At 60.8% G+C, this 26,382-nt stretch carries 22 protein-coding genes; 8 read left to right on the top strand and 14 right to left on the bottom strand.

The features are described from left to right. Nucleotides 1–12: 12 nt before the first annotated feature. From I5L79_RS08765 to I5L79_RS08780, 4 genes are all read right to left on the bottom strand, one after another. Nucleotides 13–528: a helix-turn-helix domain-containing protein gene (locus I5L79_RS08765; protein ID WP_196954660.1), complete on the bottom strand. Its 516-nt coding sequence runs from the start codon at nt 526–528 to the stop codon at nt 13–15. 149 nt (nt 529–677) lie between these two features. Next, nucleotides 678–1,412, bottom strand: coding sequence for an HNH endonuclease family protein (locus tag I5L79_RS08770; RefSeq protein ID WP_196954661.1), 735 nt, complete (start codon nt 1,410–1,412; stop codon nt 678–680). 9 nt (nt 1,413–1,421) lie between these two features. Beyond that, on the bottom strand, nt 1,422–2,651 hold the full coding sequence (locus I5L79_RS08775; RefSeq protein WP_196954662.1) for an AAA family ATPase: 1,230 nt from the start codon (nt 2,649–2,651) through the stop codon (nt 1,422–1,424). 138 nt (nt 2,652–2,789) lie between these two features. Further along, nucleotides 2,790–4,322 (bottom strand): sigma 54-interacting transcriptional regulator, encoded by a 1,533-nt coding sequence (locus I5L79_RS08780; protein ID WP_196954663.1) that lies wholly within the window; start codon nt 4,320–4,322, stop codon nt 2,790–2,792. 404 nt (nt 4,323–4,726) lie between these two features. Here I5L79_RS08780 and I5L79_RS08785 point away from each other — a divergent pair, with 404 nt between their 5' ends. The 4 genes from I5L79_RS08785 (at nt 4,727) to I5L79_RS08800 (ending at nt 7,970) form a co-directional block, all read left to right on the top strand. Further along, the gene (locus I5L79_RS08785; RefSeq protein ID WP_196954664.1) at nt 4,727–5,014 is read left to right on the top strand and encodes a hypothetical protein; all 288 of its coding nucleotides are present in this window, start codon (nt 4,727–4,729) and stop codon (nt 5,012–5,014) included. 231 nt (nt 5,015–5,245) lie between these two features. Continuing rightward, nucleotides 5,246–6,220 carry a c-type cytochrome gene (locus I5L79_RS08790; protein WP_196954665.1) on the top strand — a complete coding sequence of 325 codons (975 nt, stop codon included), beginning with the start codon at nt 5,246–5,248 and terminating at the stop codon, nt 6,218–6,220. Nucleotides 6,221–6,620: 400 nt separating this feature from the next. Next, nucleotides 6,621–6,902: a hypothetical protein gene (locus tag I5L79_RS08795; RefSeq protein WP_196954666.1), complete on the top strand. Its 282-nt coding sequence runs from the start codon at nt 6,621–6,623 to the stop codon at nt 6,900–6,902. A 93-nt stretch (nt 6,903–6,995) separates the two neighbouring features. Beyond that, on the top strand, nt 6,996–7,970 hold the full coding sequence (locus I5L79_RS08800) for a c-type cytochrome (RefSeq protein ID WP_196954667.1): 975 nt from the start codon (nt 6,996–6,998) through the stop codon (nt 7,968–7,970). Between the two features lie 317 nt (nt 7,971–8,287). Here I5L79_RS08800 and I5L79_RS08805 read toward each other — a convergent pair whose 3' ends face one another. Together I5L79_RS08805 and I5L79_RS08810 are read right to left on the bottom strand one after the other, a co-directional pair. Then, the gene (locus I5L79_RS08805) at nt 8,288–9,760 is read right to left on the bottom strand and encodes a TlpA family protein disulfide reductase (protein ID WP_196954668.1); all 1,473 of its coding nucleotides are present in this window, start codon (nt 9,758–9,760) and stop codon (nt 8,288–8,290) included. Nucleotides 9,761–9,957: 197 nt separating this feature from the next. Beyond that, nucleotides 9,958–11,064, bottom strand: coding sequence for a vWA domain-containing protein (locus tag I5L79_RS08810; RefSeq protein ID WP_196954669.1), 1,107 nt, complete (start codon nt 11,062–11,064; stop codon nt 9,958–9,960). Between the two features lie 125 nt (nt 11,065–11,189). Here I5L79_RS08810 and I5L79_RS08815 point away from each other — a divergent pair, with 125 nt between their 5' ends. The 3 genes from I5L79_RS08815 to I5L79_RS08825 all read left to right on the top strand — a co-directional run bounded on the left by I5L79_RS08815 (nt 11,190) and on the right by I5L79_RS08825 (nt 13,002). Beyond that, nucleotides 11,190–11,471, top strand: a complete 282-nt coding sequence (locus tag I5L79_RS08815) for a DUF427 domain-containing protein (protein ID WP_196954670.1) — start codon at nt 11,190–11,192, stop codon at nt 11,469–11,471. Nucleotides 11,472–11,530: 59 nt separating this feature from the next. After that, nucleotides 11,531–12,157 carry a hypothetical protein gene (locus I5L79_RS08820; protein WP_196954671.1) on the top strand — a complete coding sequence of 209 codons (627 nt, stop codon included), beginning with the start codon at nt 11,531–11,533 and terminating at the stop codon, nt 12,155–12,157. Nucleotides 12,158–12,363: 206 nt separating this feature from the next. Continuing rightward, complete coding sequence (locus I5L79_RS08825; protein WP_196954672.1) at nt 12,364–13,002, top strand: hypothetical protein; 639 nt, start codon at nt 12,364–12,366, stop codon at nt 13,000–13,002. Nucleotides 13,003–13,087: 85 nt separating this feature from the next. Here I5L79_RS08825 and I5L79_RS08830 read toward each other — a convergent pair whose 3' ends face one another. From I5L79_RS08830 to I5L79_RS08850, 5 genes are all read right to left on the bottom strand, one after another. Then, nucleotides 13,088–14,065: an acyl-ACP desaturase gene (locus I5L79_RS08830; protein WP_196954673.1), complete on the bottom strand. Its 978-nt coding sequence runs from the start codon at nt 14,063–14,065 to the stop codon at nt 13,088–13,090. 112 nt (nt 14,066–14,177) lie between these two features. After that, a complete protein-coding gene (locus tag I5L79_RS08835; protein ID WP_196954674.1) occupies nt 14,178–15,824 on the bottom strand; it encodes a hypothetical protein in 1,647 nt (548 codons plus the stop codon). Between the two features lie 30 nt (nt 15,825–15,854). Further along, entirely contained in the window at nt 15,855–16,814 is a 960-nt protein-coding gene (locus tag I5L79_RS08840; protein ID WP_196954675.1) for a glycosyltransferase family 2 protein, read from the bottom strand. Continuing rightward, a complete protein-coding gene (locus I5L79_RS08845) occupies nt 16,807–18,114 on the bottom strand; it encodes an MATE family efflux transporter (RefSeq protein ID WP_196954676.1) in 1,308 nt (435 codons plus the stop codon). The genes I5L79_RS08840 and I5L79_RS08845 overlap by 8 nt, the downstream gene beginning before the upstream one ends. A gap of 70 nt (nt 18,115–18,184) precedes the next feature. Continuing rightward, entirely contained in the window at nt 18,185–19,180 is a 996-nt protein-coding gene (locus I5L79_RS08850; protein ID WP_196954677.1) for a GNAT family N-acetyltransferase, read from the bottom strand. Between the two features lie 128 nt (nt 19,181–19,308). Here I5L79_RS08850 and corA point away from each other — a divergent pair, with 128 nt between their 5' ends. Beyond that, nucleotides 19,309–20,496: a magnesium/cobalt transporter CorA gene (gene corA / locus I5L79_RS08855; protein WP_196954678.1), complete on the top strand. Its 1,188-nt coding sequence runs from the start codon at nt 19,309–19,311 to the stop codon at nt 20,494–20,496. Nucleotides 20,497–20,742: 246 nt separating this feature from the next. On the opposite strand, the gene I5L79_RS08860 is transcribed toward corA, so the two are convergent. The 3 genes from I5L79_RS08860 to I5L79_RS08870 all read right to left on the bottom strand — a co-directional run bounded on the left by I5L79_RS08860 (nt 20,743) and on the right by I5L79_RS08870 (nt 26,359). Beyond that, on the bottom strand, nt 20,743–23,466 hold the full coding sequence (locus tag I5L79_RS08860) for a hypothetical protein (protein ID WP_196954679.1): 2,724 nt from the start codon (nt 23,464–23,466) through the stop codon (nt 20,743–20,745). Between the two features lie 230 nt (nt 23,467–23,696). After that, nucleotides 23,697–24,512 (bottom strand): RICIN domain-containing protein, encoded by an 816-nt coding sequence (locus I5L79_RS08865; RefSeq protein WP_196954680.1) that lies wholly within the window; start codon nt 24,510–24,512, stop codon nt 23,697–23,699. Between the two features lie 146 nt (nt 24,513–24,658). Then, a complete protein-coding gene (locus tag I5L79_RS08870) occupies nt 24,659–26,359 on the bottom strand; it encodes a sodium:solute symporter family transporter (RefSeq protein WP_196954681.1) in 1,701 nt (566 codons plus the stop codon). Nucleotides 26,360–26,382: the final 23 nt, after the last annotated feature.

The following is a 26,382-nucleotide window of genomic DNA, read 5'->3' on the forward strand; positions in this document are numbered from 1 at the left end:
GCGCAGCAGGTGCTAGTGGGCCAGCGCCTCGGGGCTTAGCGCGGGGGCCTGAGCTTCCAGCCACACCCGCCGAAACCACTGCTGGTACGCGGCCCGCCCGGCCGGGGAGGCATCGGGCGCGGGCGGGGTGAGCGGGTCGGCGGGCGGCAGGCCGGCCAGCAAACCGGGCAGGGCGCCGGCCCAGCGCGCCGCCACGGTGGCCTGGGCGGCCAGGGGCTCCAGCTCCCGGCGCAGGTTGGCGGCCCGCCAGCGGCAGTGGCGGCGGCGGGCTTCCAGCGGGGCCGCGTCCAGGGGGCCGGCGGGCGGGGTGGCGTCGGGGTCGGGCGGGGCTTGCGGGGCCGTCATGTGCTGGGTGAGCGGGGCCAAGGCGTCGAGGACGGCCAGGGAGGGTTGCCGCCGCCCGGCTTCGAGGTGGCTCACCTGCGACAAGGCTATGCCCAAGTATTCAGCCAGCGCGTGCTGAGACAGGCCGTAGTAGGCACGAATTTGCGACAGGAGGGAATTGGTGTATTTGGGCGAGCGGGGCATAACGCAAGGTGTAGGAAAAGCGGGAGAAATATTTTTGATTCCTACAAATTTTGTAGGAATCAAAAATATTTCTCCCGCTTTTCCTACACTACTCAGTAAGGTATCAGCCAGAAGATGTAGCCCTGACGCAGCAGCAGTAGCTCCAGCGGCTAATCCAGCAGATGTGCGGGTATTCGTTTGCGCACGAACGGCAACGAGCGCATGAGCATGGTAAAGGAGGCGCGACGGGAAAGCAAAGCCCGCAGGGCGGTTTCAGCGCTGGCTATATCCTGCAGGTCATTGTCGGCTTCCGCGTCTCGATAACGTGCCCAGGCTTCCTGAACCATTTTGTATTTGCGCTCAATGGCGCGGCGCAGTTCGCGGGTGTTATTATTCGACTCAGAATTGCCCGGTTTGCCGTTGTGCAATTCATTCAGCAACTGCGCGGTGTTGACAGCCCGTTGATTGGCAGCATCCCGGGCTTTGAACCCAGGCTCCTCTCCCATTGCTTCTAGCGAGTAAATGATATCGGTTTCCACATCGTCCGTGCAAGGATCGAGCAACCCACCCGGCGGCAAGCGGCGGGGGCGCATCATGTTCGCCTTGTGGGCGGCTGGGTATAAGTTGTTCCAGTCATACACCCGAGCCGGGTTCTGGTTGGCTGGCTCGAAGTGGTCTACATCCATTTCGTACGAGCTTTCAAAGCGTTCTTCCGTCAGATAGCATTTGCGGTAGAAATAGGTATCGAATGCCTCCAACAAATCGGCCGTTCGATAACTACCGGGCTTTTTCGGCTCAGGAAGTGACGAGTCTGCTTTATAAGCAATTATATCTTGGATGTATTGCCGAACAGCAGGCGTAGAAAGTGAAGTTGGAACAGTAGACGGCCGGTCAATGCGTATCATATTATTACTCTATTCTAATCCGATCAGCTGCGTTTCAATTTCCAGTCGAAGCCCGGCCGACATGTATTTGCCTTTTGCCTCTAATAATTTCAATAGCTCCTGCCGGGCATGTACCTTATCAGGTAGTTTCACAATGCGCTTAATATCTTTAATTATGTCATCCGCCACGTTGGAATATTCATTTTCAACCCCAAAGTGAGTTTGCATCAAATCCGAAAAGCTGCTGCCAGCGGCCGTATCGCCCAGCACTTCTCCACTACTTAAGTCGAACACGGTAGCCCCCGTAATGCTGGAGGCCACGGCCGGCGAGTGGGTAGCGACAATGAACTGCAGATTGGGAAACAGACTGGTGAGCAGCGGCAGAATCTGATACTGCATTTCCAGGTGCAGGTGGGTTTCGGGCTCATCTATAAGCACGAAGCCACAGGGGTCGTAGGTGTAATCGTTGGCCTGTTTTCGCAGCAGGTCGGTGCGCATGAGCAGCTCCGTCAGGATGCTCAGGAACGCGGAGAATCCGGCCGAAAGCTGGTTAAAGGTGAAGCGCCGGCCATCGGAGAGGTTGATGTAGAACTCGAAGTTTTCCCTCACGAATTCCAGCTTGGTGCCGGGGTCTTCGAATATGTTGGCGAGGGTTTTCTCGAATACTGCAAAGAAGCGCTCCTGCTGCTTGGCCTCTTCACTTTTCCCCTCCATCACATCGAAGACTTGGAAGACTTTTTTATTGACTAAGTATTGCTTGAAAAGTGATTCTGAATTTTGCTTATTACTTAAATCTGTTATTTGCTTTTCAATAGCATCTTCTCGAGTAACAGAAGTAACAGATGTGACCCTTGTTTGACGAGATGCATGATAAAACGCAAATAAATATTCCGTTAATTCTGTTGGTATATCATTAGTTGCTTCTTTACTAATAGAATAATATTTAGTAGATACAATACTCAGCTTCCTTATTCCTTCTGCCCATTCTCCATTTACACGACTGTCCTGTGGATGACTTTTAATCCAACTTTTATATCTATTCATAAGATTCTGTGATGTTGTACGCTCAATTTTCGACGCTTCGATTTGAGCTTTTATACCTAATAACACCGTCGTCTTACCCGACCCGTTTTTACCTGTCAGAATAAGATGCTTAAAATCCTTACCCTGTTCGAACACCGGTATACTCAAATTCTTCACTGCATAGGCGTCATTGATGACGAGTTGCTGGAGGTAAGGAAACTCTTGGCGGCTTATCATGATCTGCTGGCTTGCTAGTTGAGCGAAGGTACACAGCTTACCCAAAAAGCCCCGCGTACCAGCTGGTACGCGGGGCTTTTTGGGTAAGCTGTATGACTCTCTCTCTCTTCTTTTCGAAGCGAGAGGCGTGGAATTGGGCTACTTCCGCTTGCGCTTTTTCGAGGACTGGTAGTCCTCGTCATCGTCGTCATCGTCGCCGCCGAAGTTGGGCATGGTGAACATGCTGCTGAGCAAATCCTTGAACTGGGCGCCGGCGGCGAGGCGGTTGCGCGAAATGAGGCTCATTTCGGCCATGCCGTGGAGGGCAAACTCCATCCAGAAGGCGGTGTTTTCCTGGGTTAGCTCGGCGGGCACGCTTTGCTGCACCAGCTCGCGCAGGCCAGGTACCACGCCCAGCACTTTCTGGTAGTCCTCGTCGGAAGCGTCGTGCAGCAGGTCGATGGTGCGGGAGCCAAACCAGTCCTGCACGGGCTTGTAGGGGTTGGGCTTGTCCTTTTGCTTTTTGGCTTTCTCGGGGTCGGGGAAGTACTGCAGGAACTGGGTGCGGATGGCCTTGCCCATGAGCTTCTCGGCTACGATGCCCGCGCCTTCCTGCTCGCCCTCGTACACCAGCTCCACCTTGCCTGTAACGGCCGGCACGGCTGAGATAAAGTCACCCACACGCACGTAGGTTTTGGTTTCGCCGTTGATGAGGGCGCGGCGCTCGGCCCCGGCAATGACCTGCTCGTAGGCCGAGATGGTGAGGCGGGCCGACACGCCCGACTTGGCGTCCACGTACTCCGAGGAGCGGGCCTCAATGGCAATCTGCTCCACCAGGTCGTGCACCACTTCGTTGGTGGTCACCAGGCCGCGCTGCTCCTCGCGGATGCGGGCCTCCTGCTTGGTGATGCGCTTACCGATTTCGAGCGTCTTGGGGTAGTGGGTGATGATCTGGGCGTCGATGCGGTCCTTGAGCGGGGTCACGATGGAGCCGCGGTTGGTGTAGTCCTCGGGGTTGGCCGTGAACACGAACTGGATATCCAGCGGCAGCCGCACCTTGAAGCCCCGGATCTGGATGTCGCCTTCCTGCAGAATATTGAACAGGGACACCTGAATGCGGGCCTGCAGGTCGGGCAGCTCGTTGATGACGAAAATGCCCCGGTGGGCCCGCGGAATCAAACCGAAGTGAATTACCCGCTCATCGGAGTACGGCAGCTTGAGCGTGGCCGCTTTGATGGGGTCGGCGTCGCCGATAAGGTCGGCCACCGATACGTCGGGCGTGGCCAGCTTCTCGGTGTACCGGTCGTCGCGGTGCAGCCAGCTGATGGGCGTATCGTCGCCGCGCTCCTCAATTAGGTTCTTGGCAAACACCGACAGCGGCTGCAGGGGGTCGTCGTTGAGCTCGGAGCCTTCTACGACGGGTACGTACTCATCGAGCAAGCCCACCAGCAGGCGGGCAATGCGGGTTTTGGCCTGCCCGCGCAGGCCCAGCAGGTTGATGTGGTGCCCGGCCAGGATGGCGCGCTGCAGCTCCGGTATCACGGTTTCTTCGTAGCCGAAGATGCCGGGAAACACGTCTTCTTTCGAGCGGAGTTTGTGAATAAGGTTGTCGCGCAGTTCCTGCTTCACGCTACGGGGCTGGTAGCCGGACTGCTTCAGGGCACCCAGGGTGCGGATAGTGTCGTGGTTCATCGAGATAGGTAAGGGAAAGGAGCTTCCTGGGTTAGATAACCGGGAAAGGTACCCGGAGGTTCAGAAGGGCCGTGCAAGGGCTGGTTTGCAACGGTAAGACAAACGCTGCATGCTATAGCCATATCACGAACGGTTTAAAGATGCTCACTTGTGTTTCGGTGTTGAACAGCAGGCGAGGCAGGCAACAAGACGCAAGCAGGTGGCTCTCCTATACACGCTATCCATTGTGCAAGAAAGCATTATGCCTCAAGTATCACTATGCCTTTACAGAAGATGCGACATACCAAGCCAGGAAGAAAAACCCACTTGTTTGGTCAGGCAACTTACCTTACTCTCAAAGAAATAAGGCTATATTCCTGCTCATCGTTTTCTCAACCTTTCTTACCTCATCTCCCAAATTCCCTATGGCAAACAATGACTCCATCCACACCCTTGCCTCGCACGAGGTGGAGGATTTCGCGACCTGGAAGCAGGGCTTCGATGCTGCCGCACCGCACCGCGAAAAGCACGGCTTGAAAATTCACGGGGTATACCAGGCCCACGATAATCCCAACATGGTGACCATCCACGGGGAAGCTCCCAGTGCCGAAGCCCTGCAGCAGTTTAGCTCCGACCCAGAGTTTGTGGAAACGGCGAAAAACGCGGGCGTAAAGGGCCATCCGGAATTCAAAGTACTGCGCAAGCACTCGTAAGGCCCCACTAGGCCAGAGGTCAAGGAAAAGGGCAACTCACGGGTTGCCCTTTTCCTTGACCGTTTGTGCTCCGGCTTTTTGTCCGGGCGTGGAATGATGCGGCTACAGTCATCGGTCAACCACTGTAAAAATTTCGTTTTCAGTAGTATCCCGATTGAAGTGCTGTATAGAAGCTTGACTATACACCAACAAAATATCTATACTTGCTAATACTCTTCCTTTTCCGTTTTTATGAAAAAACTATTCAAATTTCTCGGCGCGCTGGTGGCCGTGGTGGTGTTGGCCGTGGCCGGGTTTGCAATGTTTGTGCAGGCGCGGGGCATTCCTTCGTACGAGCTGCCGAAAGCCCCGGCGGCCCCGACCCTGGCTGCTACCCCGGAACGCGTGGCCCTGGGCGAAAAAATCGTGCTGGCTACCTGCGCCGACTGCCACCGCAACCCTGAAACCAACACCCTCTCGGGTCAGAAGCTGCGTGACCTGACGCCGGACTTCGGCGCGGTGTACTCGGCTAATATCACCCGCGACCCGCAGCACGGCATTGGGGCCTGGACTGACGCCGAGCTGACCACGCTACTGCGCACCGGCATCGGCCGCGACGGGCGCTACCGGGTGATTATGCCCAGCTTCGCGCTCATGTCGGATGAGGACGTGCAGAGCGTTATTGCTTTCCTGCGCTCCGACAATGCCCTGACCCAGCCCAACCCCACGCCCTCGCACGGGCAGGAGCCGTCTTTTCTGCTAAAGGCCCTTTCCAATACCGTGATGAAGCCCACGCCCCTGCCCACGGCCGCCGTGGTAGCCCCCGCTCCCACTGATGCGCTGGGCTATGGCCGCTACCTGGTAGTGGGCCGCTACAAGTGCTACGAGTGCCATAGCAAGGATTTCAAGAGCAACAACCCCCTGGAGCCCGAAAAATCGGAAGGCTACCTGGGCGGGGGCAACAAGCTGCTGAACCTGCAGGGGCAGGAAGTAGTATCGCGCAACCTCACCTCAGACGCCGAAACCGGCCTGGGCGACTGGACAGAGGCCCAATTCGCGCAAGCTATCAAGTTCGGGATGTCGCCCCACGGTCCGCTGAACTACCCCATGCCCAAGTACTCCCAGCTGACGGACGAGGAAGTGAAGGCCCTTTTCGCTTACCTGCAGTCGGTACCCAAGCTCCGGAACGCCACGCCCGAGGATAAAGGCACCATAGCCGCCCGGTAAAGTCCATTTGCGGTGCACGGGTTATGACAGCCGTCATGCTTCATCCGGCGTCCGATTGTCGACACAGGACGTTCTAAAGCAGATTCGGAGTGGCTGAATAGTGGTGGATGTAGGGGTGGGGCTTGTCTCCGGCCGCCTGTTGCGCCGCCTGGGCGGGCATCGTCCAACGACGGGCGGGGACAAGCCCCACCCCTACTCAGGCTGGCCGTATTCTGACTACGAAACCGCTCTAAAGCAGCGCGCCGGGCACACCTCACAGTAGCATTCACTTACGCGGGCACCCTCGGTTTCGGGGGTGCCCGCGTGGCGTTAGGAGCTGCCCATCACATGCTTATGCGAGTGACACGCGTGTAGCAGCCGGCTACCTTTGCAGCACTTCACGCCTCTACTCTCCACTGCTATGAAAACGTTTTGCTTACTGGTTGGCTATGGGTTAGCCGCCGCGCTGTTTCTGGCGGCCTACGCCGCTATGTTTGCCAGCCTGCGTGGGATGCCGCGCTATCAGTTTCCCCGCATGCGGGCCCAGCCGGTAGCGCCCGTTGAGCCGGCCGCCTACCGCCCCCAGCCGCATCGGCTGGTGGAGCCGGCTTTCTTCAAGTCGCGGCAGCCAGTGGCCCCGCGCAAGCCGGTCCTGCTGCTGGCCGCTACTGCCGCTGATGCGGGGCAGTTCGTTGGCAGCTAGCACTGCTGCTCACATCATTATGCGAGTGACTCGCATACCGGCTGCCGCTACTTTTGCTTCTGTTACCTCCGCCCTCCTTCCTCTTTTCGAGCTATGAAAAAAATCTTTCGCATTCTGGGCTTCACGGTAGCCGGGGTGCTGTTTCTGGTGGCCTGCGCGGCGGCTTTCGTGAGCGTGCGCGGCGTTCCTTCCTACGACCCACCGAAGCCCTTGGTGGCCAAAATTGACTACACGCCGGTGCGGGTGGCCCAGGGCCAGAAAATCGTAAACTCCATGTGCGCCGACTGTCACCGGAACCAGGCTACCGGCGCCCTGACGGGTAAGCCCCTGGATGATATGCCGGTGGCCTTCGGGAAGGTGTACTCGGCCAACATCACCCAGGATAAGGCCCACGGCATCGGCGCCTGGACCGACGCGGAGCTGGTGGGCATGCTGCGCACCAGCATCGGCCGCGACGGGCGCCACCGGCTAATGCCCAACTTCGTGCATATGTCGGATGAGGATGTGTACAGCGTCATTGCCTACCTCCACTCCTCCGATGCCCAGGTGCAGGCCAATCCTGCGCCTTCGCATGAGCAGGAGCCCTCCCTTCTGCTGAAGGCCCTGACCAACACGGTGATGAAGCCCACGCCCCTGCCTACTGCGCCGGTAATAGCTCCCCCTACCACCGATGCCATAGCCTACGGGCGCTACCTGGTGGTGGGCCGCTACAAATGCTACGACTGCCACAGCAAAGACTTTAAAACCAACAACGACTTTGAGCCCGAAAAGTCGGAAGGCTACATGGGTGGCGGCAACGAGCTAACCACGCCCAAGGGCCAACCCATCCTTAGTCGGAATATCACCCCCGATCCGGAAACCGGTATCGGCGACTGGACGGAAGCCCAATTTGTTCGGGCGGTGCGGTTCGGCCTCTCGCCCCACGGTCCATTGAATGCCCCCATGCCTAAGTTCTCCCTGATGGAGGAAAATGAGGCCAAGGCTATTTACGCATATCTGCAGACAGTACCAGCCATCAAACACAACATTCCCCCCTTCGGGGCAACAGCCTCCGTGGCTACGCGTTAGGGAAAAACCACACGTCACGGATACAGAAACGGCGGCCCTTCTGGTGGAAGAGGGGGCCGCCGTTTTCTGTTGGGGTGACGTGTGACAAGTAACAGGTGACAAGTAACAGGTAGAACGTAGTCATTGTGAAGAGGCACGACGAAATAATCCGTCCTGAACAAGGCACAAAGCCCTGAGAAGTGAAAAGCCTTTACCCGTGCACATCGAGTAAGAGCTTTCTGGCTGCAAAACGGGCCTAGTCGTGTACAGGGCGGATTGCTTCGACACTGGCTTGATACGCCACATGCTCGCAATGACGACGTGTCACCTGTTACGTGTCACCTTTTAACAGCCAGCGCCTTTTCCAGCACGGCCACCACTTCCGGGCCAGACGAAGGCCGGGGAGCAGCCCCGCGCCAGATACGCCCGTCGCGGCCGATTACCCAATAGCTGGGGAAACTGCTTACGCCGTAGGCCGAGGCAGCTTTGGCCGCACCGGGGTCGAGCAGGTGCACGCTGTTGGAACTGGCCAGGGCAAACTTGCGGATGGTTTGCTGCCACTCCTCGGCCTTGCGGTCCACGGAAATGTAGAGAAACACCACGTCGCGGCCCAGGAACTGTTTCTTGAGCTTCTCAGCCGCAGGAGCTTCGGCCAGACAAGGGCGGCAACTGCTGTACCAGAAATCAAGGTAGATAACCTTGCCTTTGAATTCGGCCAGATTTACGGTCTTTCCCTGGGTGTTGCGCAGGCTGAACGCGGGGGCGGGCTGGCCGGTTTGCAGGCCCGCCGTAGCCTGCCAGGCTTGGCGCACACTCCGCACGTACATCGAATCCTGGGCTCGGGCAAAGTAGGTGGGCAGCACGGCGCCCACGGCCTCCCGAGTAGTGGTTGGATGGTCGTAGAGCTGGCCCATCAGCAACTCCCCTATCACCTGGTCGCGCAGAACGGTTTCGCCCAGGTCGGCCGTGGCCCGTGCGTACAGCTTATCCGCGAGGCCCGGCGCCGCGGCCAGTTGGCCCGAAGGCGGCAGCAAAAACATATAGCTGTAGGCTCCGTGGAAAAAGGCCAATGTCTGCATAAAAACTGGCCGAACAGCCCACATACCTTCGGCCGGCAGCGGTATGGTTTTCAGGAAATCGAAATAGCCGGCCGGCAGCTCGGGTTCCTGCTGCTTCTGCCCCTTCTGGTTGCCGGCGTAGCGCAGGATGGATAAGCCCCGCTGCAGGTCGAGCAGCTGCCGGCGCAACGCCACAAACTCGGCGGGTAGCGGCGCTTTGGCCTGCCAGGCCGCCAGCGTATCTAGCTGGCGCTGACGGTAAGCATCGGCAAACTGCACAAACTCTGTGGGGGTAGCCGCACCGTGCTGGTTTTCGGGCAGGTTCCCGAAGTCATAGTCGAAGTGGCGCTGGGCCTGGGTGAGGTAGTTGTTGACGTGGGCACCGCGCCCCTGGAAGCGCAGGGTTTCCAGCAGGTCCTTCCGGTCGGCAGTAAGCGTGAGCGAGTCGCCGGGGCTGATGTACACCGTGAGGCCATTGCCAACGGCCAGCTGCGCGTCTAGCGCCTCATTGAGGCCCGTCAGGCGCATTTCAAACGAGCCATCGGCAGCCACCGGAAACTTCAACTGCGTGCGTTGGGGCTGGTCGGCCACTTTGCGCCAGAGCCGCACCGTATCGTTGGGCACAGCGTTGCGAATAGTGCCGCGCACAATGGCCGTGGTAGGCAGCGCAGGTTCTGGGGCGGTGGTAACGGCGGCGGGGCGTACGGTTGTGCAACCGCACACCAGTAAGAGCAGATAGTATAAACGTTTCATAAGTGCAGGAGACACAAAAAGCCGCCGAAGTAACGAACCTTCGGCGGCTTTTCAGCTAATCTTTTCTATGCAAAGCAGATAGGAGACATCAGAAAGTAGGGTGCGGGGCTTGTCCCCCGCCCGCCGTTGAATGACCAGCAACGACGGGCGGGACAAGCCCCGCACCCTACAGCGGTAGTTACGCATATTGCCGGCGTCTACAACGACTTGCGGCGGTTGCGCTTGTAGTCCTCAAAAATCATGTGCCCCAGGCCCTTCAGCGAGGAATAATAGGCCTTGCCCTGGTTTACCTCCGTGAATTCCTCCACAAAGCGGCGCAGGTACGGGTCGTCGGCAATCATGAAGGTGGTGATGGGCACCTTGAGGCGGCGGGCGGCGGCGGCCAGGTTCAGGGTTTTGTTCACCACTTTGCGGTCCAGCCCAAATGAGTTTTTATAGTAGCCGGTGGGCTCCTTCAGGCAGGTGGGCTTGCCGTCGGTAATCATGAAGATCTGCTTGTTGGCCGTTTTGCGCTTGCGCAGCAGGTCTAGGGCCAGCTCCAGGCCGGCCACGGTGTTGGTATGGTAAGGCCCCACCTGCAGGTAGGGCAAGTCCTTCACCTCAATCTGCCAGGCGTCGTTGCCGAACACGATGACGTCGAGAAAATCCTTGGGGTACTTCTGTTTCACCAGCTCGGCTAGGGCCATAGCCACCTTTTTGGCCGGCGTGATGCGGTCCTCCCCGTACAAGATCATGGAGTGCGAAATGTCAATCATGAGCACCGTGCTGGTCTGCGACTTGTGCTCGTTCTCGCGCACCTGCAGGTCGCCTTCCGTGAGCATGAACTCACCCGAGCCCAGGCCGTGATTGAGCTGGGCGTTGCGGATGCTCTCGGTCATGGAAATCTGGTCGAGCGAGTCGCCAAAGCGAAACTCGCGCATGTCGGTGCTTTGCTCGTCGCCCTGGCCGGTGTGGGGCGTGCGGTGGTTGCCCGTGCCCGATTTCTTGAGCTTGCCAAAGATTTCCTCCAGGGCCGAGCGACGGATGTTCTGCTCACTCTTGGCCGTGATGTTGAACGCCCCCGGCTCCTGCGGGTTCTCATCGATATAGCCCTTCTTTTTCAGGTCTTCGATGAAGTCGCCCATGCCGTACTCGTTGTCGGTGAGGCCGTACTGCTTGTCCAGCTCATTCAGCCACGACAAGGACTCGGCCACGTCGCCACTGGTGATGGTGACGAGCTGCATGAATAGTTTGAAGAGGGAGTCGAAGCCTTTCTCGGGCGACTCCTCGGGCGTGAAATCCCGGAAACGAAAGCCTACGGACATAATCTGGGGAATGAGCCCTTAGAACAACCCGGGGCGGCTTTTAGTTGTGATGAGGTAAAAGCTCTCCTTGTGAGCATATGGCTGGCTATGCCTCCATTCACCACTACCTCCATCACCAACTACCCATGAAAGCCATCTGGAACAATACTGTAGTAGCAGAAAGCAACGATACCGTAGTGGTAGAAAACAACCACTATTTCCCGGCCGATGCCATCAAGCGCGAATATTTTGAGGACAGCATTGCCGGCACTACCTGCCCCTGGAAAGGCCGCGCCAGCTACTACTCCCTGCGCGTGAATGGGGAGCTAAACAAAGACGCGGCCTGGTATTATGCCGAGCCCAAGGAGGCTGCCCAGCAGATAAAAGGGCGGGTGGCGTTCTGGAAAGGCGTGCAGATTGTGGCCTAACGCAACCCCGGCGCAAGCGGCACGGTAGACGAGGTATGTTCCGCTCTACCTCCGCCTTTATGCTCTTTTCTTTCCGCCTCGCGCCGGCCGGCCTGCTGCTGGCCTTGCTGGCCGGCTGCGACTCGCAGCGTTCCACCATCGAAAGCACGCCCGAAATCAGCCAGAGCAGTCCGGCCGCCGCCCCTGCCACGCCCGTTTCCTTTCGCAAGGAGCTGGCCGCCGACGACCTGCGCTTCCTGGTGCAGACCACTGGCGAGGGCTCCAGCCGTCAGCTCAGCGTGCGGGCAGAGAAAGGCGGCCGGGAGCTGACCACCACCACGCAAATACTCGATGGCAGCGTGGCCGACGCCGTGGTCACCAACCTCAACGACGACAAGTACCCCGAACTACTGGTGTTTGTGAGTGATGCCGGCACCGGCTCCTACGGACAGTTGGTAGGCTACGAGTTCATGAATCAGGGCCGCCGGGCCATAACACTGCCGGCGCTGGCCGGTGCCGCTGCTGCCGGCTACCAGGGCCACGACGATTTTCGGGTGGAAGGTCAGGAGCTGCTGCGCACCTTTCCGGTCTACTCGGAGGCCGATGCCAATTGCTGCCCGAGCAGCGGCAAGCGCACTATCCGCTATCAGCTGCTGGAAGGCATTGCCACCTTTCGCCAAGTGGCCTTCAGCACAGCCGCACGCTAACCTGCAGAAAAAGCTATATAGAAACTATTATTTGCCTATCCCGTATGGCATGCACAGTTTGTCGGCCGCCTCGAAGGTCATAGACCTCAGAAGCCTCGGCTTTTTGTGCGCAGTATGGGCACTTTCTACAACTGAGCTGCCCGTAACTGCGGTTTCATTTCTGCAAACTCACCCTGCTTTCAACACTACATTTCTCCCTAAGATCCATGAAAACACCTGTTTTAACCTTATTGGGCGTTTCGCTACTGGCTGCCACGTCCTGCGACTCGTCGCGCACCGTGGGAGAGAGCAACAACTCCGCCGCCGCCACGGTCGAAAGCACTGGTTCTGATGTCGTGGGCTTCAGCCGCGAGGTAACCCAGGGCGATGCACGCTTTGATATCCGCGCCACCGGCGAGGGCGACCAGCAGCAAGTAACCATCCGCTCCTACCGGGGCGCCGGCCTCACTACCGACCCCGTGCGGGTTCCTATTAAAGGCACCGTGCGCGACGCTGTATCGGGCGACCTGAACGGGAACGGCAAGCCGGAAGTCTACATCTTCACCGACGCTACCTCTGCCAACGGCGGCTTCTACGGCTACGAGTTTGGCGACCGGGGCTATACGCCCATCAGCTCGCCCGGCCAGATTACCGGTGCTGCCGCCACCGGCTACGCTGGTAGCGACACTTACACGCTCAGCAACGGCACGCTCACCCGCACTTTTCCAGTAACGGGCGCTACCTCCGGTACTGCTACCACTTCCACGACCACAGGCACCGACGCAGCCGGCACGTCGGCCGCGGGCAGCACGCGCACGGTTACCTACAAGCTGGGAGCCGACGGCAAGTGGACAATGAACCCCTAACAGTAGTACTCCGGTCTACTGCAAACAAGAAAAGCCCCCGCAACACACTGTTGCGGGGGCTTTTTGGTGATAAGTGCCCGGGAAGCTACTCAATCCACTTGAACTTGTACTCCAGCTTGGGCACCGGCATACGGTCGGCTACGCGGCGCAGGCGGTTGGGCAGGGCCATGATGTACTCGCGGGCTTTTTCGGCCGCGCCGTTCAGGTTCGAAATCTGGTCGATTTTCCAGTCCTTGATGAGGGTTTCGAGGATGTCGGTGTAGTCCTGGCTGGTGTACACGCCCAGGCGCTGGGCAGCATCGGTGAAGTGGCCGAAGGTTTTGCCCATATCCACGCCCAGTTCGCGCATGTAGTGAGCCGGCATCACAATTTTCTTGCGCATCATATCCTCAAAAGCCAGCATCATCTCGCTGGGGTCCACTTCAAAGATTTTCTCCACAAAGGTTTTGTAGACGCGGGCGTGGCGGGTTTCGTCGCCGGCAATCATGCCGCAGATTTTGCTGAGCTGGTCCTCCCCTACTTTACGGGCCAGCGTGCCCACCCGGCGGTGCGAGAGGTTGGTAGCGGTTTCCTGGTAACTCGTGTACACGAAGGCCCGATACGGGTCGTGGGCTGTGCCCAGGTCGAAGCCATCAGCAATGAGGTACTGCGTGCTGATTTCGAACTCGCGCATGTTCACGCGGCCGGAAAGGTAGAGGTAGCGGTTGAGCAAGTCGCCGTGGCGGTTTTCCTCGGCCGTCCAGCCGCGGATCCACTGGGCCCAGCCGTTGTTGGGGTCACGCCCCAGGTCGTCGAGCTGATGAAACCAGGCTTCGTAGTTGGGCAGCGCTTCTTCGGTGATGGTGTCGCCGATGAGTACTGCCAGCAAATCATAGCTCAGGTCTTTGGCCCGTTCGCGCAACTGTTTCACCTCATCGAAAAAGGTATCCAGGCGAGAGTCAGGCAGGAAATCGGAGGGCTGCCAGCTATCCTCCACGCTCTTCAGAAAAGAACCAAGGTTCTGCCTGAGGAAGGGTTCGAGATACTGCAGCACCTCTCCACGGGAAGTGAGCGATGCAATCATGGGTGTGAGGAAAATAGGACGTACGCCAATGGAACGCCAAATGTATTGATTCAATCTCAGCACATACGCGGAAAGCTGCGCAATCCCGCCTACATAATTTTGGCTTTTACCGCTATTCTACGGGTTTATCAGTCGGGAAATACAGCCGGGGTACTGTGGAGCTTCCCGCCCCCGTGCGTTCCCGCGCTACCAATTGCCAGGGTTGTTGACCCGACTGCCCATCCCGTGCCAGCTGTTGATTGAGCAGGCGGGCCGTTGCGGGCGTCAGATACCACTTCACAGCCGCCCGGCGCCGGGCCAGCTGCCGCAAAGCCGGCACCATATCCGTGGTGCCCGTCAGGTACCTACGCAGTTGCGCCTGCGAAGGATCAGCCGTATACCATCCTGTAACCGACAGAAAACCTACGCCTTCGCCCAGGCGGGGGCGCCCCCACGGACTCTGCGACTTGTAGGCCTCGTCCAGTACATCTGTCACTACCACAGCGGCCGGGTAGGTATGGCGACGCATCTGGCGAAGCTGTTGCAGGCCCCGGTGCTGCTCGGCGCGCAGCTGCTGGTGGCGGCGCAGGGTTTTCACGGTGTAGGGTAGCGCGGCAATGCCCAGCACCAGCAGCAGGGCCCGCACCGCCCGCCGCTCCGACTCCATTTCGTCGCGCAGCACGAACACCACCGCGCTGAGCACGAGAAGGTCGAGCAGTGGCAGGGCCAGGTGGGGCGGCAGCCGCAGAAGCGTGCCCAGGCCCAGCAGCAGGCCAGCCCAGGCCAGCAACGCCAGCCAGAAGCCCGGGCGGCCGCGCATATCGGCGTGGGCCAGCACCCAGGCCGCCAGCGTAGCCAGCACCAGCAGCGCCGGAAAATACTCCCGAATCAGCCCGAACACCGTGGCCTGCAGCTTGGCCGGAGCCACGTGCTGGCCAAAGTAGGTGGGCTCGAAATGGGCTGCACGCCGGAACAGGGCTTCATTTACCAGCGTCGAGTCGCCCAACATCCCGCTGGCGGCAAGGCGCAGGCCCAGGCTGTCGGTGGCGCTTGCTGGCGCCAGCCGGTAGAGTCGATAGTCGTTGAGGGCCGTTGCCTGCTGGTGTAGTTGGCGGTAGGCTTGGCTGGAAGCGGGACGCAACAAGTGCAGAGCCAGCCCGGCCACAACGGCCCAGGCAATGGCAGCAACTATCAAGGGCGCGGCGCGGCGGCCGGTCAGCCACCATAGGCCCGGCAGCACTGCCAGCAAGGCCACATCGGCCGCGCCGGGCCAGATCAGCCAGGCTAGCCCGAAGGCCGAAAGCCCCAGCGTTTGCGCCCACCGCTGCGTGGGGCGCTGCGCGGCAAACAGCAGGCCGCTGCCCGCCAGCAAAACTGCCACCCGCCCAAAATGAAACCACATAGCATGCTCCAGCCAGAGCGTGCTGTAGAACAGCAGCAGCAGCAGCGTAATCTGCCAGGCAGGTACGCGCCCGCGCAGCAATTTATCGATGACGGCAAAGGCCAGGGCGGTGGCTCCGTACAGCAGGACGAAAAGCAGCGTGGCATACCAGGGCACGGCTGGCCACTGCTGGCAGAGCACAGCCAGCACCGCTGCCAGACCGTGGAAATAAAAATGCAGGTTGCTGACCGGAACTGCCGCCGTGATGCCCCGCACCAGCTGAATGATGGCCAGGTCGTCGCTGGTTTCAAAGTAAGTACCCAGCCCCCAGCCGGAGGCCAGCAGCAGCCCTGCCGGCAACACCAGACAATGAACGAAACGGGGCCAGCGCGCAAACATGGCGGCGAAGATCAAACGAAGAATCGGGAATCAGGAAGAAAGCAAAGCGCCAATACCGGCGGCCTGGCTTAGCAGCCAGTCGAGGGGGCGCACGGCCTGCAGCTCGCGCAGCAAGCCGTATAGCTCGCGCGCCTCCGAAAAGTTGCGCCAGCGCACGGCCTGGCGCAGCTCCCAGCGCACCCGTACCGCCAGGGCATCCTGCTCATCGGGGGTGCGGCACAAAGCCCGGGCTTTGCGACAGATGCGGATAGTGGAGGCCAGGTACGGATCATGGGGCCGGTAGCCACGCCGGGACATGGCCTGGGGGTGCAGGCGCTTTTGCGTGGTCTTTTCATCCTGAAAATGAAACTGCCAGTTGCGGGCCGCCCGCACCCAGAAATCGAAGTCCTCGTAGGTCAGGGTTTCGTCGTAGCCGCCCAGCTCCGCCAGCACGGCCCGGCGCACCAGCACCGTGGGCGAACTGATGAAGTAGCGCCGCAGCACCTCGGCAAACACCCAGCCCTCGGCCGGCCGGGGCAGCAGCACCCCGGGCCGCGGGCGCTTGTAGTGGTAGCCCACATGGTGCCCCTGCTCATCGACGTGCTCGGCATCGGAGTACACGAGGCCGTAGCTGGGCGGCAGCTGCTGAAAAACGGCCACCTGCCGGGCTATGCGCTCCGGCAGCAGCACGTCGTCGGTAGCGAAGTCGATGAGGAACTCGCCCTGGCTGCGGCGGAAGGCGTGGTTGAAAGCAGCACAGTTGCCTTCGTTGCGCGGCAGAAGCAGCAGTTGCCAGCTGGGGTGAGCGTTGGCATACTCGCGCAGAATGGTGGCGCTGTCGTCGGTACTGGCGTCATCTACCAGGATAACCTCCAGGCGCGGATACGTCTGGACGAGGATGGAATCCAGGGCCGGGCGCAGAAAGCGGGCGTGGTTATAGCACAAAGCCACGACCGTAACCAGCGGCAACTCCGGGACAGCCGACAGAACCGAAGGTGCGTCGTTAGTCATGCACAGAAGCAGTAAGCGTACGACGAAAATACAGGCTGCAGGCCAGGAGCAGCACGCCGTAGCGCACGGCCTGCGCAATGGGGGCCCCCAGCAGCCCGTAGCGCGGCAAACAAACCAGCAGCAGCCCGGCGTACAGCACCGCCGAGCCTGCTTGTACAGCCACGTAGCGCCCAACCCGGGCCTGAGCTACCAGCAGATACAGCAGCACCCAGGTAAGGAACCTGGCCCAGTCGGCGAGCAGCTGCGGGGGCAGCAGAAACCCGGCGGCGGCAAACTGCTCCTCAAAAAGCAGCGGCAGCAGCCAGCTGCGCACCAGGTACAGCAACCCCAGCCCGGCCGCCAGCACCGGCATCAGCAAGAGCAGAATAGAGCGCACATACGCGCCCTGGGCCTGAGGCTGGGCACTGAAGGCCGCCAGCCGGGGGTAGTAGACGCTGCTCATGAGGGCCGCGAAAACCATAGTGTAGTTATCGGAAAGCTTGACAACGGCCTGCCACAGGTCAGTCTGGGTTAGGCCAAACTCCCGCACCAGCACGGCGCGCAGGGCAAAGTCTACTGCCTTGCCGAACACCAGCGTGCTGAGGGCCATCAGCAGAAAGCGGCTCATTGCGGCCAGTGCCGGCCTACTGACACGCCCCCACCCCGGCAAGTGAATGCCCACGCGCCGAGCCGCCAGGGCGGTGGGCGCTACCACCAGCGCCTGCGCCAGCAGGTAAGTCAGCAGCACGTTTTCCACCGGCCACTGCGCGTAAAGGGCCAGGGCCACAGACCCCACGCTCAGGGCGCTCAGCAGCACCGTCAGCCCCACGTAGGCTCGCAGACGGCCGGCGGCCAATAGCGCCGCCGTGAGCAGGGTGTTGGCTACCAGCCCGGCCAGGCCCAGTCCAAACCCCGCCAGCCACGCCACCGATGGCCGGAACATGCCCACCAGCGGCGCCAGGCCCAGGGCCAGCACCAAGGCACCGGCCAACAGGGCGGCCCCGTTCAGTACCACAGCCGCGCCCAGCCAGCTTTGGTACCGCCCCGAGCCCGGCCGCAGCGGCGCGGCGTACTTGGTGAAGCCTACGTGCACTCCGTCGTTGGGCAGAGTAGTGAATAGGGCCATCAGGTTCTGGAAGTGGGCCAGCAGCGTAAGGCCACCCGGCCCGCCGTACACGGCCAGCAGCTTGCCCAGCAGCAGCGCCCCCGCCGTGCGGGCCCCAATAGCCAATCCCGCGCCCAGGGAGCCGCGCAGAAAGTGGCCGGCCCCACCAGACCGGGCTTTTGAAGTCTTAGGACTGAAGACAGAAGCGCGCGTCATGGCAGGCAGAGGCGGCAGGATGCCAGAGAAACGGCGGGGTGGGTGGCAACCGGCCGGAATAGTAGCTTCCTCACCGCGTAAATGTCAGTTTCAGACTGGCCTCGGCTCCCAGGTGCTGCTTGAACTGCAGCAACGGAAAGTTCAGCCCATCGGCCAGCGACGCGGTGCCCAGATCCAGCATACGGTAGCCCTGGTTGCGCCCGAACTCGTGCAGGCCCTGGTGCAGCAGCACCGTGGGGCTGTAGTCGGCGTAGGCTTTGCGACTGCCGGAATAAAACGTGTAGAGTATATCGGCACTGACCTGAACTGCCAGAATGAGGGCAGCCCACTGGCCTTCAGCGTCGCGCACCGAAAACAGGAAATGGCGCGCCGGGAAGTGGACAAACAGTTCCTGCAGGCGCTCCAGCGGCAACAGCGGCGCGTGGCCTTTTTCCCGGCGGCAGCTTTCCCAGAAGTCGTACGCCGCCGACAGCAGCCAGGGCGGCTCCTGCTCCACCACGAAGCCCGCCCGCTCGCACTTGCGCAGCCGCAGCAACTCGGCGTGGTAGAGGCCCGCTGCAAACTCGCGGTGCAGGGGCAAGTGGCTGCTGATTTCGGACTGCTGGATGCGGTAGCCCAGCTGCAGCAGCGCCTGGGTTTGCAGGGCGCTGGCAGCGGAGTCGTAGGCGAAGGGAAAGGATTTGAGCTGGATATTGTCGAGTCCGAGCGTGGCCAGGTGGGCGTGCACAGCCGTCAGAAACGCCAGCAGCACGCGGGCCGAAACCTCCGGGGCCATCTGCACACCGCCAAAAGGTGCCTGATACGTACTATACGCCTGCTCCTCTCCTGCCTCTGCCACGGGCAGCTGCGCCACCGTACGCTGCCGACGCTGGTCTTCGAGGTAAAACAGCTGCCAGCTTTTCACGCCGCGCTGCAAAGCCAGGTGTGCGGGCTGGCCGAACAGGTATATATCAAACGCCAGCGGCAACACTGACCCCGCCGGCGCCCCGGCCCGCACCCGCACCTGGTAGCGGCCCGCGAGGCCGGGCAGGGGCAACAGCAAATCCTGGGCAGAGAAATCGGACACGGGCAGCAAGGGCAAGAACACGCGAAAGTACGGCAAACCCGGGCTACCCGCTGCGGGCTGCCGAAAGCATCCCGACTTTTCCGCCGTATTTGCGTAGCATACGCCCAGCTTCTCTTCCTTTTGCCTGCATGGACCCGCAGATGCCCTCTTCCGTGGCCGCCGAGCCCGACGACTTATCCGAAACCGCCCCGCGCAGCCACGTTTCCGACCGGCAGGCCACCCAGCAGGCCCGCGAGCAGGTGGTGGGCCAGCGCCCGGGCTCCCTCGTAGTTCATCCCGGAGCCCTGGCCCCGCGCCTGTTCATGATTTCCTACGATACCGACGAGTTCGTGGAGCGCGAGTACGACAGCTACGATGAGCTGCTGGCTTTCTTTCAGCATAACCCGCAGCTGCGCCACTGGATTGACGTGCGGGGCTACAACGACCTGGGCCTCATGGAGCGCCTGATGCAGGATTTCAACCTGCCAGCCCTGCAGATGGAGGACGTGCTGGGCGACTACCAGCGGGCCAAAGTAGAGGAGCTGGACAACGGCCGCCTGTTCCTGGTATCGCGCATGACGGACTTCACTTCCCAACTGGAAGTGGAAGACGACCAGCTGAGCTTGTTTACCGGCCCCAACTATGTACTGTCGTTTCAGGACGATTACGACGACTGCCTCGACGCCGTGCGCCACCGCATCCGCTCGGGCCGCAGCCAGATCATGCGACGCCCGCCCCTGTACCTGGCTTACACCCTCACCGATGTAGTGCTCGACCACTACTTCCCCACCATGGCCGCCATCGGCGACTACATCGAGCACCTGGAGGAGCTAATTTTCCGCTCCAAGCGCGCCGACCGTCGCCTGCTGGGCCGCATCCTGCAGATCAAGAAAGACATTGTGCGCTTCCGTAGGCTGGTGTATCCGGAGCGCGACAAAATCACGGAAATTCTGCGCATGCCCGAGGATGTGGTGTCCGAGGAAATGAAAACGTACTTCCGGGACTGTTACGACCACGCCATCCAGACCTTGGACCTGGCCGAGAGCTACAAGGAATCCGTCAACAGCCTGGTGGAGCTCTACCTTTCCGACCAAAGCAACCGCATGAACGAGGTGATGAAAGTGCTGACCATCATCAGCTCCATCTTCATCCCGCTGAGCTTTGTGGTAGGCCTTTATGGCATGAACTTCCAGCGCGAAAACCCGCACGGCGGCATAAACCCACTCAACATGCCAGAGCTTTATCACCCGCTGGGCTACCCCGTGCTGCTGGGCGTGCTACTCGTCGTTGTTTGCGGCCAGCTCATCTACTTCTACCGGAAGGGCTGGCTTAGTTAATGTGCTGATGTGGGGAATGTGCTGATGTGTTAATGCTTCAATTGTCATGGCGAGCGAAGCCATCCGTCCTGTACACTACAAGTCCCTTCTTTCTACCAGAAAGCCCCTGACGTCCATGCTGGCGTCAGGGGCTTTTCACGTCCTGGGCTGGGGTTTTATGCGGTGTCCAAGACCGATTACTTCGCTTCGCTTGCAATGACAGCCTAGGCATTAGCACCTTAGCACATTAGCACATCAAAAAACACATTACTTCACCGCTGTGCGGCGGAGCTGGCGGCCCTGCACATGGTAGAGCTGCCAGGCGCTGGCGGCCACATCGTAGGTTAGCTCCACGGCAGCGGCAGTGCTCGGGAAAGGCTGGCCGGTGAGCTGCTCGCCTTTGGCGTCGTAGAGGAAGACCTGCTGCGGGCCCAGGTCGGTGAGGGCCACGATGCGCCGGCCGGGGCCATAGTCGAAGAACTGCACGGGCTTTTCGTCGGAAGTCAGGAAGCGGCGCTCCAGCAGGCGGCGGCCGGCCGCGTCGAATACGGTGAGCAGGCCGTTGGCTTCCTGCCGGGCCACCACCCAGCCACGCTGCAGCTGGTCGGGGATGATGCGGAAGGTGGCGCCCTGGCTCCAGGTACTCAGGCGGCCCCGGCTAAGGATGTTGCCGCTCAGGTTGAACTGCACCCGCTCGCCGCGCTGCGTAACCACCGTGAGGCGGGTGCGGCGCAGCGTAGGCCCGGGCTCCACGAAGGCCGCCGTGTGCAGGCGCCCGCCCACGCTGATGGGGAAGCCCGGGTACGTGCCTCCGCTTCGGTCAAAGGCGAAGATGTAGCCGTTTTCCAGCAGCACCACAATCACGTCGGAACCGCCCACCGTGAGGTAGTGCGGAGGCGCGGCCGGAGCAAAGTCCAGACGCTTGGGCTGCCAGCCGGGCAGGGCGTTGCCGTTGGTATCAAACAAAAAGAAGTTGCCCCCGCCCCCACCTACCAGTAGCCGGGCCGGCTGAGTTCCGGCCCCCGGCGCCACGGTCAGGGAAGTGGCCTGCACCGAATCGGGCAGGTTGAGGGGGAAATGCGGGGCCGGCTTGCCTTGGGCATCGTAGAAGTAGAGCTTGCCGGGGGTAGCCAGTACGAACCCCGGTGCGCCGCCCAGGGCCAGCCGGCGGATCGGCCCCACCAGCGGCCCGCTCAGCGTATCCGACCAGGCCACTACACTTTCCGGGGTTAGGTAGTGCAGCACCCGGGCACTGTCCTGCACCAGCACGCCCGGCGTACGCGCGTTGGCCACGCTCACCAGCGTGGGCGGACTGATCAGGCGGCGCAGAAAGCGCAGGCCGCCGCGCTCCTGGGTGAGCGAGCCGGTTTGGGTGACGGTAGCCGCCGGCCGCCGTAGCAGCAGCTGGGTGAAATACTGCCCGGCGGCGCCTTCTTCCGGGGCGGCGGGCACCAGTTGAAACGCCAGCTGCGGAAAGCGCTTAAACAAAGTTTCGTTGCGCAGCAGGCCCGCCCGGCGCTCTTCCCGCAGGCTCCGCAGCAGCACGTTCCAGCTGTTCTGGGTGTCGAGAAAAATACTGAACCGGGCCAGGGGCTGAGTTTCTTCCAGAAAAGCAACCTGCGTGGGCGAGCGGGCCCAGACGTGGCCGGCGGCCACATCCTGCAACCACCCGCGCAGCGCCGTAGCATCGTCGGCAAAGGCCACGTAGTTGCCGGCCTGGGCTACCGCACCAGCTCCCGTGAAGCCCGCAAACAGCGGCCCCAGCAGGCGGGCGGGCACTTCGGGTAGTCCCAGGCTATGAATCTGGTAGCTGCCCACCCGCTCGAAGGCCGGGCTGGTTCCGCGGGCGCGGCGCAGCTGGCCCAGGGCCAGGGCCACTTGCGCTGGATTGGCGCAGCGCACCAGCACCAGCCGGGCCGGGGCCTGCCGGGCCGAAGGCGCCGCCAGGTAGCACAGTGCGGCCTCATCGGTCAGCTGACGGGCTACACTATCCAGGGCAGTAGCGGTAGCTGTGTCGGGGGCGGGCAGCGTGCGAGTGGTGCGCAGGGCGGTGGGCCGGGCCACGCCCAGGTGCAGGAGGATGGCCGTGCGCAGGGAAAGTACCTCGGCCATACCCAGGCGCTGGGCGGGCTCCCGGAGCAGACGCTGGTGCAGAGCGTCGCGGGAGGTTTCAGGGTTGGTGAAGCCGTTGAGCAGCACTTTGTTGCCAGCCAGCTGCAGCTCCAGCAGGCCGTTGCGGCCGAGGCCGGTGAGTACCTGGGCACTGGGGCGCAGCTCGGGCCGGAAAAACAAGTCCAGAAACGGCGGCAGCTGGCGGTAGTTTATCAGCAGGGTGGCGTCCACGTCGCGCAGCTGCAGGAAGTCGGTGTTGCGGAAGTCGGCAGCCACGGAGGGCTGGCCGGTGTGCTCCAGGCGGGCAATTACTTTCTCGACGAGGCCCGCGCCACTGCTTAGGATCAGGTGGTTGCGGTAGTTGAAGTAGGTAACGCCGTTGCCCGTACCCCGCTCCCGCACGTCGGTGAGTACGTGGCCGTGGTAAGTGCGGGAGTTTACCTGAAAGCGCGGATGGCGGCCCAGGGCCTCGGCGGCGGCCCGAACCTGCCGGAACTCGCGCACGGTGTTCAGCGGAACCTGGTACAGCACGTCGAAGGAGCCGGGGCCGGTGATGTGCACGGAGGCCAGCACCGTTTTGCGGCCCAGAAAGCGCAGCAGGTTGTTGCGGCTGTTGGTCAGCGAATCGAGCAGGCGCCCGTTTTCCTGCACCTGCTGAAAGTAGGGCAGCGCCGCCAGGTTGTCCCAAAGCTGGGTTTCCTTGAGGTGGCGCACCAGCGTAGGATGGTCGCGCGAGGCCAGCACCAGCACGGCATCGTCGGGCACCAGCGCCCAGGCATCCACGGGCACACTTGCCACGGCGCGGCGGTAGTACACGTAGGAGCCGAGCGCGGAAAGCAGCAGCAGCCCCGCCAGAAACACCAGTAGCTTATTGGACATGCAGCACGGCCCGGGAGAAATTCAGAAAGCGGTAAAGGTAGCACCCTATTCGCAGCCTCCCACCGCCGGGTTGCGGCCACAGCGCCGGCAAGCCACCTCAGCCCGGGAAAACTGCAAGGAAGTAAATGCCACAGGCCAAAAGCTTCCAGATAAGCGCCAAACCACCCGCCGCAAAACGAAAAAAGGCCGTTGCTTGACAGCAACGGCCTTTTTTGATAAACAATGAATTATTAGCGCTGGACTACCTGCAGTTGCTGTACGGAATTGCCTTGCTGCACGCGCAGCACATACAGGCCGGAGCGTAACGCGGTGCGGGTGTTTATCTGCACCGTGTTCATACCGCGCTTCAGGTCTACCTGCTGGCTGTATACGGTGCGGCCCAGCAAGTCGCACAAAGCAACCCGGCCCGGGCCGTTGCTGAGGCCCTGCAGCTCAACCCGCAGGCTCTGAGTGAAAGGGTTGGGATAGGCCGAGAGGCTGAAGGTCGCACCGGCCGCGCGCTTGTTGCCGGTCGATACGTCGGTGCGTACCAGCAGCCAGCGCTGAGCGTCGTTGCCGTTGTCATCCCACAGCTGCACATCGGCGCCGGGCGTGGGGCTGTTGCCGGCTACTTCCAGGCACTGGGTGGTGCCCTTCAGGGTTACTTTGTAGTAACCTTCACCCATGTCCTGTAGCAGCCAGCGCTGGTAGTCGGCGTCGGTGCTGTTGTTTTGCTCGATGCGGGTGCCGTGTTCTACAGCGCCGCCTACGGGCTGCACATACTGGTCGGTGTTCAGGTGCATCAGCTTGTAGGAGCCGTCCGTTTGCATCGTCACCACAAAGCGCTGCGCATCATTGCCGTTATCGAGCCACTGATGAATGCGGGTGCCGGGCGTAGCCAGGTTGAGGTCCACGTCGAGGCAGACGGCGGGGTCCACGCCTTTGTGGATGAATTTGTACACGCCGCCGGAGACAATGCCGTTGGCCGTCTGGGCCCAGGCAGCCGGAGCCAGCAGAAGCAGGAGCAACAAGGCCGCTACCTGCGAGATGCGTAAAGTGTTTTTCATGGAAAAGGAAGGTTAAGTGAAAGGGAAAAATAAAAACGAAAAGCAGTAGGTGCCTTACCAGGAAACTGTCCCGAAATCCACCGCTTCCGCCCCGCCTGTCAGCAGCGCGGAAGCATGGTTTGTCGGTTGGCGTAGAGGCCGCTGGCTTACCAGAACTTCACGTACAGGGCCGTGATAAGCAGCAGGGTGATGATGATGAGCGTGAGCGTCTGGTTACTAACGCGGAACATGCCGGGCTCCAGGTGCAGCGCCCGCGGGTTGATAGCCGGGCCAGCCAGGCTCAGGCCCACCATCAGCACTACCGTGAAAAAGAACGACCAGCCCATCCCAATCAGGAACGGAATTTCGTAGCCGCCCTGGCCGTTGGGGAAAGCCGTATAGAGCAGGGTTTCGGGGCCCAGCACCGAGGGCGCGAAGTTGTTGAAGAACACCGACAGCAGGAAGCCGGCCAGCATACCGGCTACGGCAGCCGTGCCGGTGGTGCGCTTCCAGAACATGCCCAGCAGGAACACCGCCACAATGCCGGGTGAAATAAAGCCCGTGTACTTCTGGATAAAGATGAACCCACCTTCGCCGCCGATGCCCAGCAGGTCTTCCCAGGTCAGGAGTACGGCCAGCACCATAGCCGCCAGCACCGTCACGCGGCCTATCCACACCTGTTTCTGCTCGGTGGCTTCCTTGTTGAGGTAGCGCTTGTAGATGTCGAGGGTGAAGATGGTGGAAATGGAGTTGGCTTTGCCCGCCAGGGAGGCCACAATAGCGGCGGTCAGCGCGGCCATACTCAAGCCTTTCAGTCCGTTGGGCAGAAAGTTGAGAATAGCAGAATACGCGTTGTCGGGGTTGAAGTGCCCGCCGGAGCTCATTTCAGCTTGCAGCCCGCCGTTCTTGTAGAGCACGTAGGCGGCAATGCCGGGCAACATCACAATCACCGGCATGATGATTTTGATGAGGCCGGCGAACAGGATGCCGGTGCGGGCCGTGTGCAGGTCGGCGCCCAGTGCGCGCTGGGTAATGTACTGGTTACAGCCCCAGTAGTTGAGGTTGGCTACCCACTGGCCGGCGGCATACATAGCAAGGCCGGGCAAGGCCAGGTACTTGCTGATGTAAGCCTGCGAAGAATCGGGCCCGGGCTTGGGGAAGATCATGTGGAAGTGGTCGTCGGCATCGTGCATCATGGCCTGGAAGCCGGCCAGGATGTTGTTACCCAGCCCGAACCGCTCACTTACCAGACTCAGAGCAATGTAAGACGTGGCGAGGCCGCCAATCACCAGCACCAGCACCTGCACCACGTCGGTGTAGCCTACCACCTTCATGCCGCCCAGGGTCAGGATGAGCGCGAAGGCCGCCAGCCCCACCAGAATCAGGTGAAAATGCTCGCCGCCGGTAAGGTTGTTGATGGCCAGCGCCCCCAGGTACAGAATGGCCGTCAGGTTAACCAGCACGTACAGAAACAGCCAGAAAATGCTCATGATCAAGCTGAGCGTGGAGTTGTAGCGCTGCTCCAGAAACTGGGGCATCGTGTAAATCTTCTGCTTCAGGTAAATCGGCATGAAGAACACGGCCACCAGAATGAGCACAATAGCGGCCACCCACTCGTAGGCGGCAATGGCCACGCCCAGCGAAAAGCCGGAGCCCGACATGCCAATAAACTGCTCGGCCGAAATGTTGGAGGCAATCATGGAAGCCCCAATGGCCCACCACGTCAGCGAGCCTTCGGCCAGGAAATAATCCTTGGTGTCCATCTGAGCCTTTTGCTTGCTGCGGTACACGTAGTACCCGTAGGCCGATACGCCCACGATATACAGCAGAAACACGCTCAGATCCAGAATATTGAAACTTTTGCCCATGAAACGGGAAGGAAATCGGGTAA

The organism is Hymenobacter guriensis, assembly GCF_015773195.1.
GTDB classification, from domain to species: domain Bacteria; phylum Bacteroidota; class Bacteroidia; order Cytophagales; family Hymenobacteraceae; genus Hymenobacter; species Hymenobacter guriensis.

Bases quoted from the DNA above. Each gene is read 5' to 3' on its own strand.
- I5L79_RS08785 (WP_196954664.1), top strand. From the start codon at position 4,727: ATGGCAAACAATGACTCCATCCACACCCTTGCCTCGCACGAGGTGGAG.
- I5L79_RS08780 (WP_196954663.1), bottom strand. From the start codon at position 4,322: ATGAACCACGACACTATCCGCACCCTGGGTGCCCTGAAGCAGTCCGGC.
- I5L79_RS08865 (WP_196954680.1), bottom strand. From the start codon at position 24,512: ATGAAAAACACTTTACGCATCTCGCAGGTAGCGGCCTTGTTGCTCCTG.
- I5L79_RS08775 (WP_196954662.1), bottom strand. From the start codon at position 2,651: ATGATAAGCCGCCAAGAGTTTCCTTACCTCCAGCAACTCGTCATCAAT.
- I5L79_RS08810 (WP_196954669.1), bottom strand. From the start codon at position 11,064: ATGTCCGTAGGCTTTCGTTTCCGGGATTTCACGCCCGAGGAGTCGCCC.
- I5L79_RS08765 (WP_196954660.1), bottom strand. From the start codon at position 528: ATGCCCCGCTCGCCCAAATACACCAATTCCCTCCTGTCGCAAATTCGT.
- I5L79_RS08840 (WP_196954675.1), bottom strand. From the start codon at position 16,814: ATGACTAACGACGCACCTTCGGTTCTGTCGGCTGTCCCGGAGTTGCCG.
- I5L79_RS08815 (WP_196954670.1), top strand. From the start codon at position 11,190: ATGAAAGCCATCTGGAACAATACTGTAGTAGCAGAAAGCAACGATACC.
- I5L79_RS08790 (WP_196954665.1), top strand. From the start codon at position 5,246: ATGAAAAAACTATTCAAATTTCTCGGCGCGCTGGTGGCCGTGGTGGTG.
- I5L79_RS08835 (WP_196954674.1), bottom strand. From the start codon at position 15,824: ATGTTTGCGCGCTGGCCCCGTTTCGTTCATTGTCTGGTGTTGCCGGCA.
- I5L79_RS08825 (WP_196954672.1), top strand. From the start codon at position 12,364: ATGAAAACACCTGTTTTAACCTTATTGGGCGTTTCGCTACTGGCTGCC.
- I5L79_RS08870 (WP_196954681.1), bottom strand. From the start codon at position 26,359: ATGGGCAAAAGTTTCAATATTCTGGATCTGAGCGTGTTTCTGCTGTAT.
- I5L79_RS08845 (WP_196954676.1), bottom strand. From the start codon at position 18,114: ATGACGCGCGCTTCTGTCTTCAGTCCTAAGACTTCAAAAGCCCGGTCT.
- I5L79_RS08830 (WP_196954673.1), bottom strand. From the start codon at position 14,065: ATGATTGCATCGCTCACTTCCCGTGGAGAGGTGCTGCAGTATCTCGAA.
- I5L79_RS08770 (WP_196954661.1), bottom strand. From the start codon at position 1,412: ATGATACGCATTGACCGGCCGTCTACTGTTCCAACTTCACTTTCTACG.
- I5L79_RS08805 (WP_196954668.1), bottom strand. From the start codon at position 9,760: ATGAAACGTTTATACTATCTGCTCTTACTGGTGTGCGGTTGCACAACC.
- I5L79_RS08795 (WP_196954666.1), top strand. From the start codon at position 6,621: ATGAAAACGTTTTGCTTACTGGTTGGCTATGGGTTAGCCGCCGCGCTG.
- I5L79_RS08800 (WP_196954667.1), top strand. From the start codon at position 6,996: ATGAAAAAAATCTTTCGCATTCTGGGCTTCACGGTAGCCGGGGTGCTG.
- I5L79_RS08860 (WP_196954679.1), bottom strand. From the start codon at position 23,466: ATGTCCAATAAGCTACTGGTGTTTCTGGCGGGGCTGCTGCTGCTTTCC.
- corA (WP_196954678.1), top strand. From the start codon at position 19,309: ATGGACCCGCAGATGCCCTCTTCCGTGGCCGCCGAGCCCGACGACTTA.
- I5L79_RS08820 (WP_196954671.1), top strand. From the start codon at position 11,531: ATGCTCTTTTCTTTCCGCCTCGCGCCGGCCGGCCTGCTGCTGGCCTTG.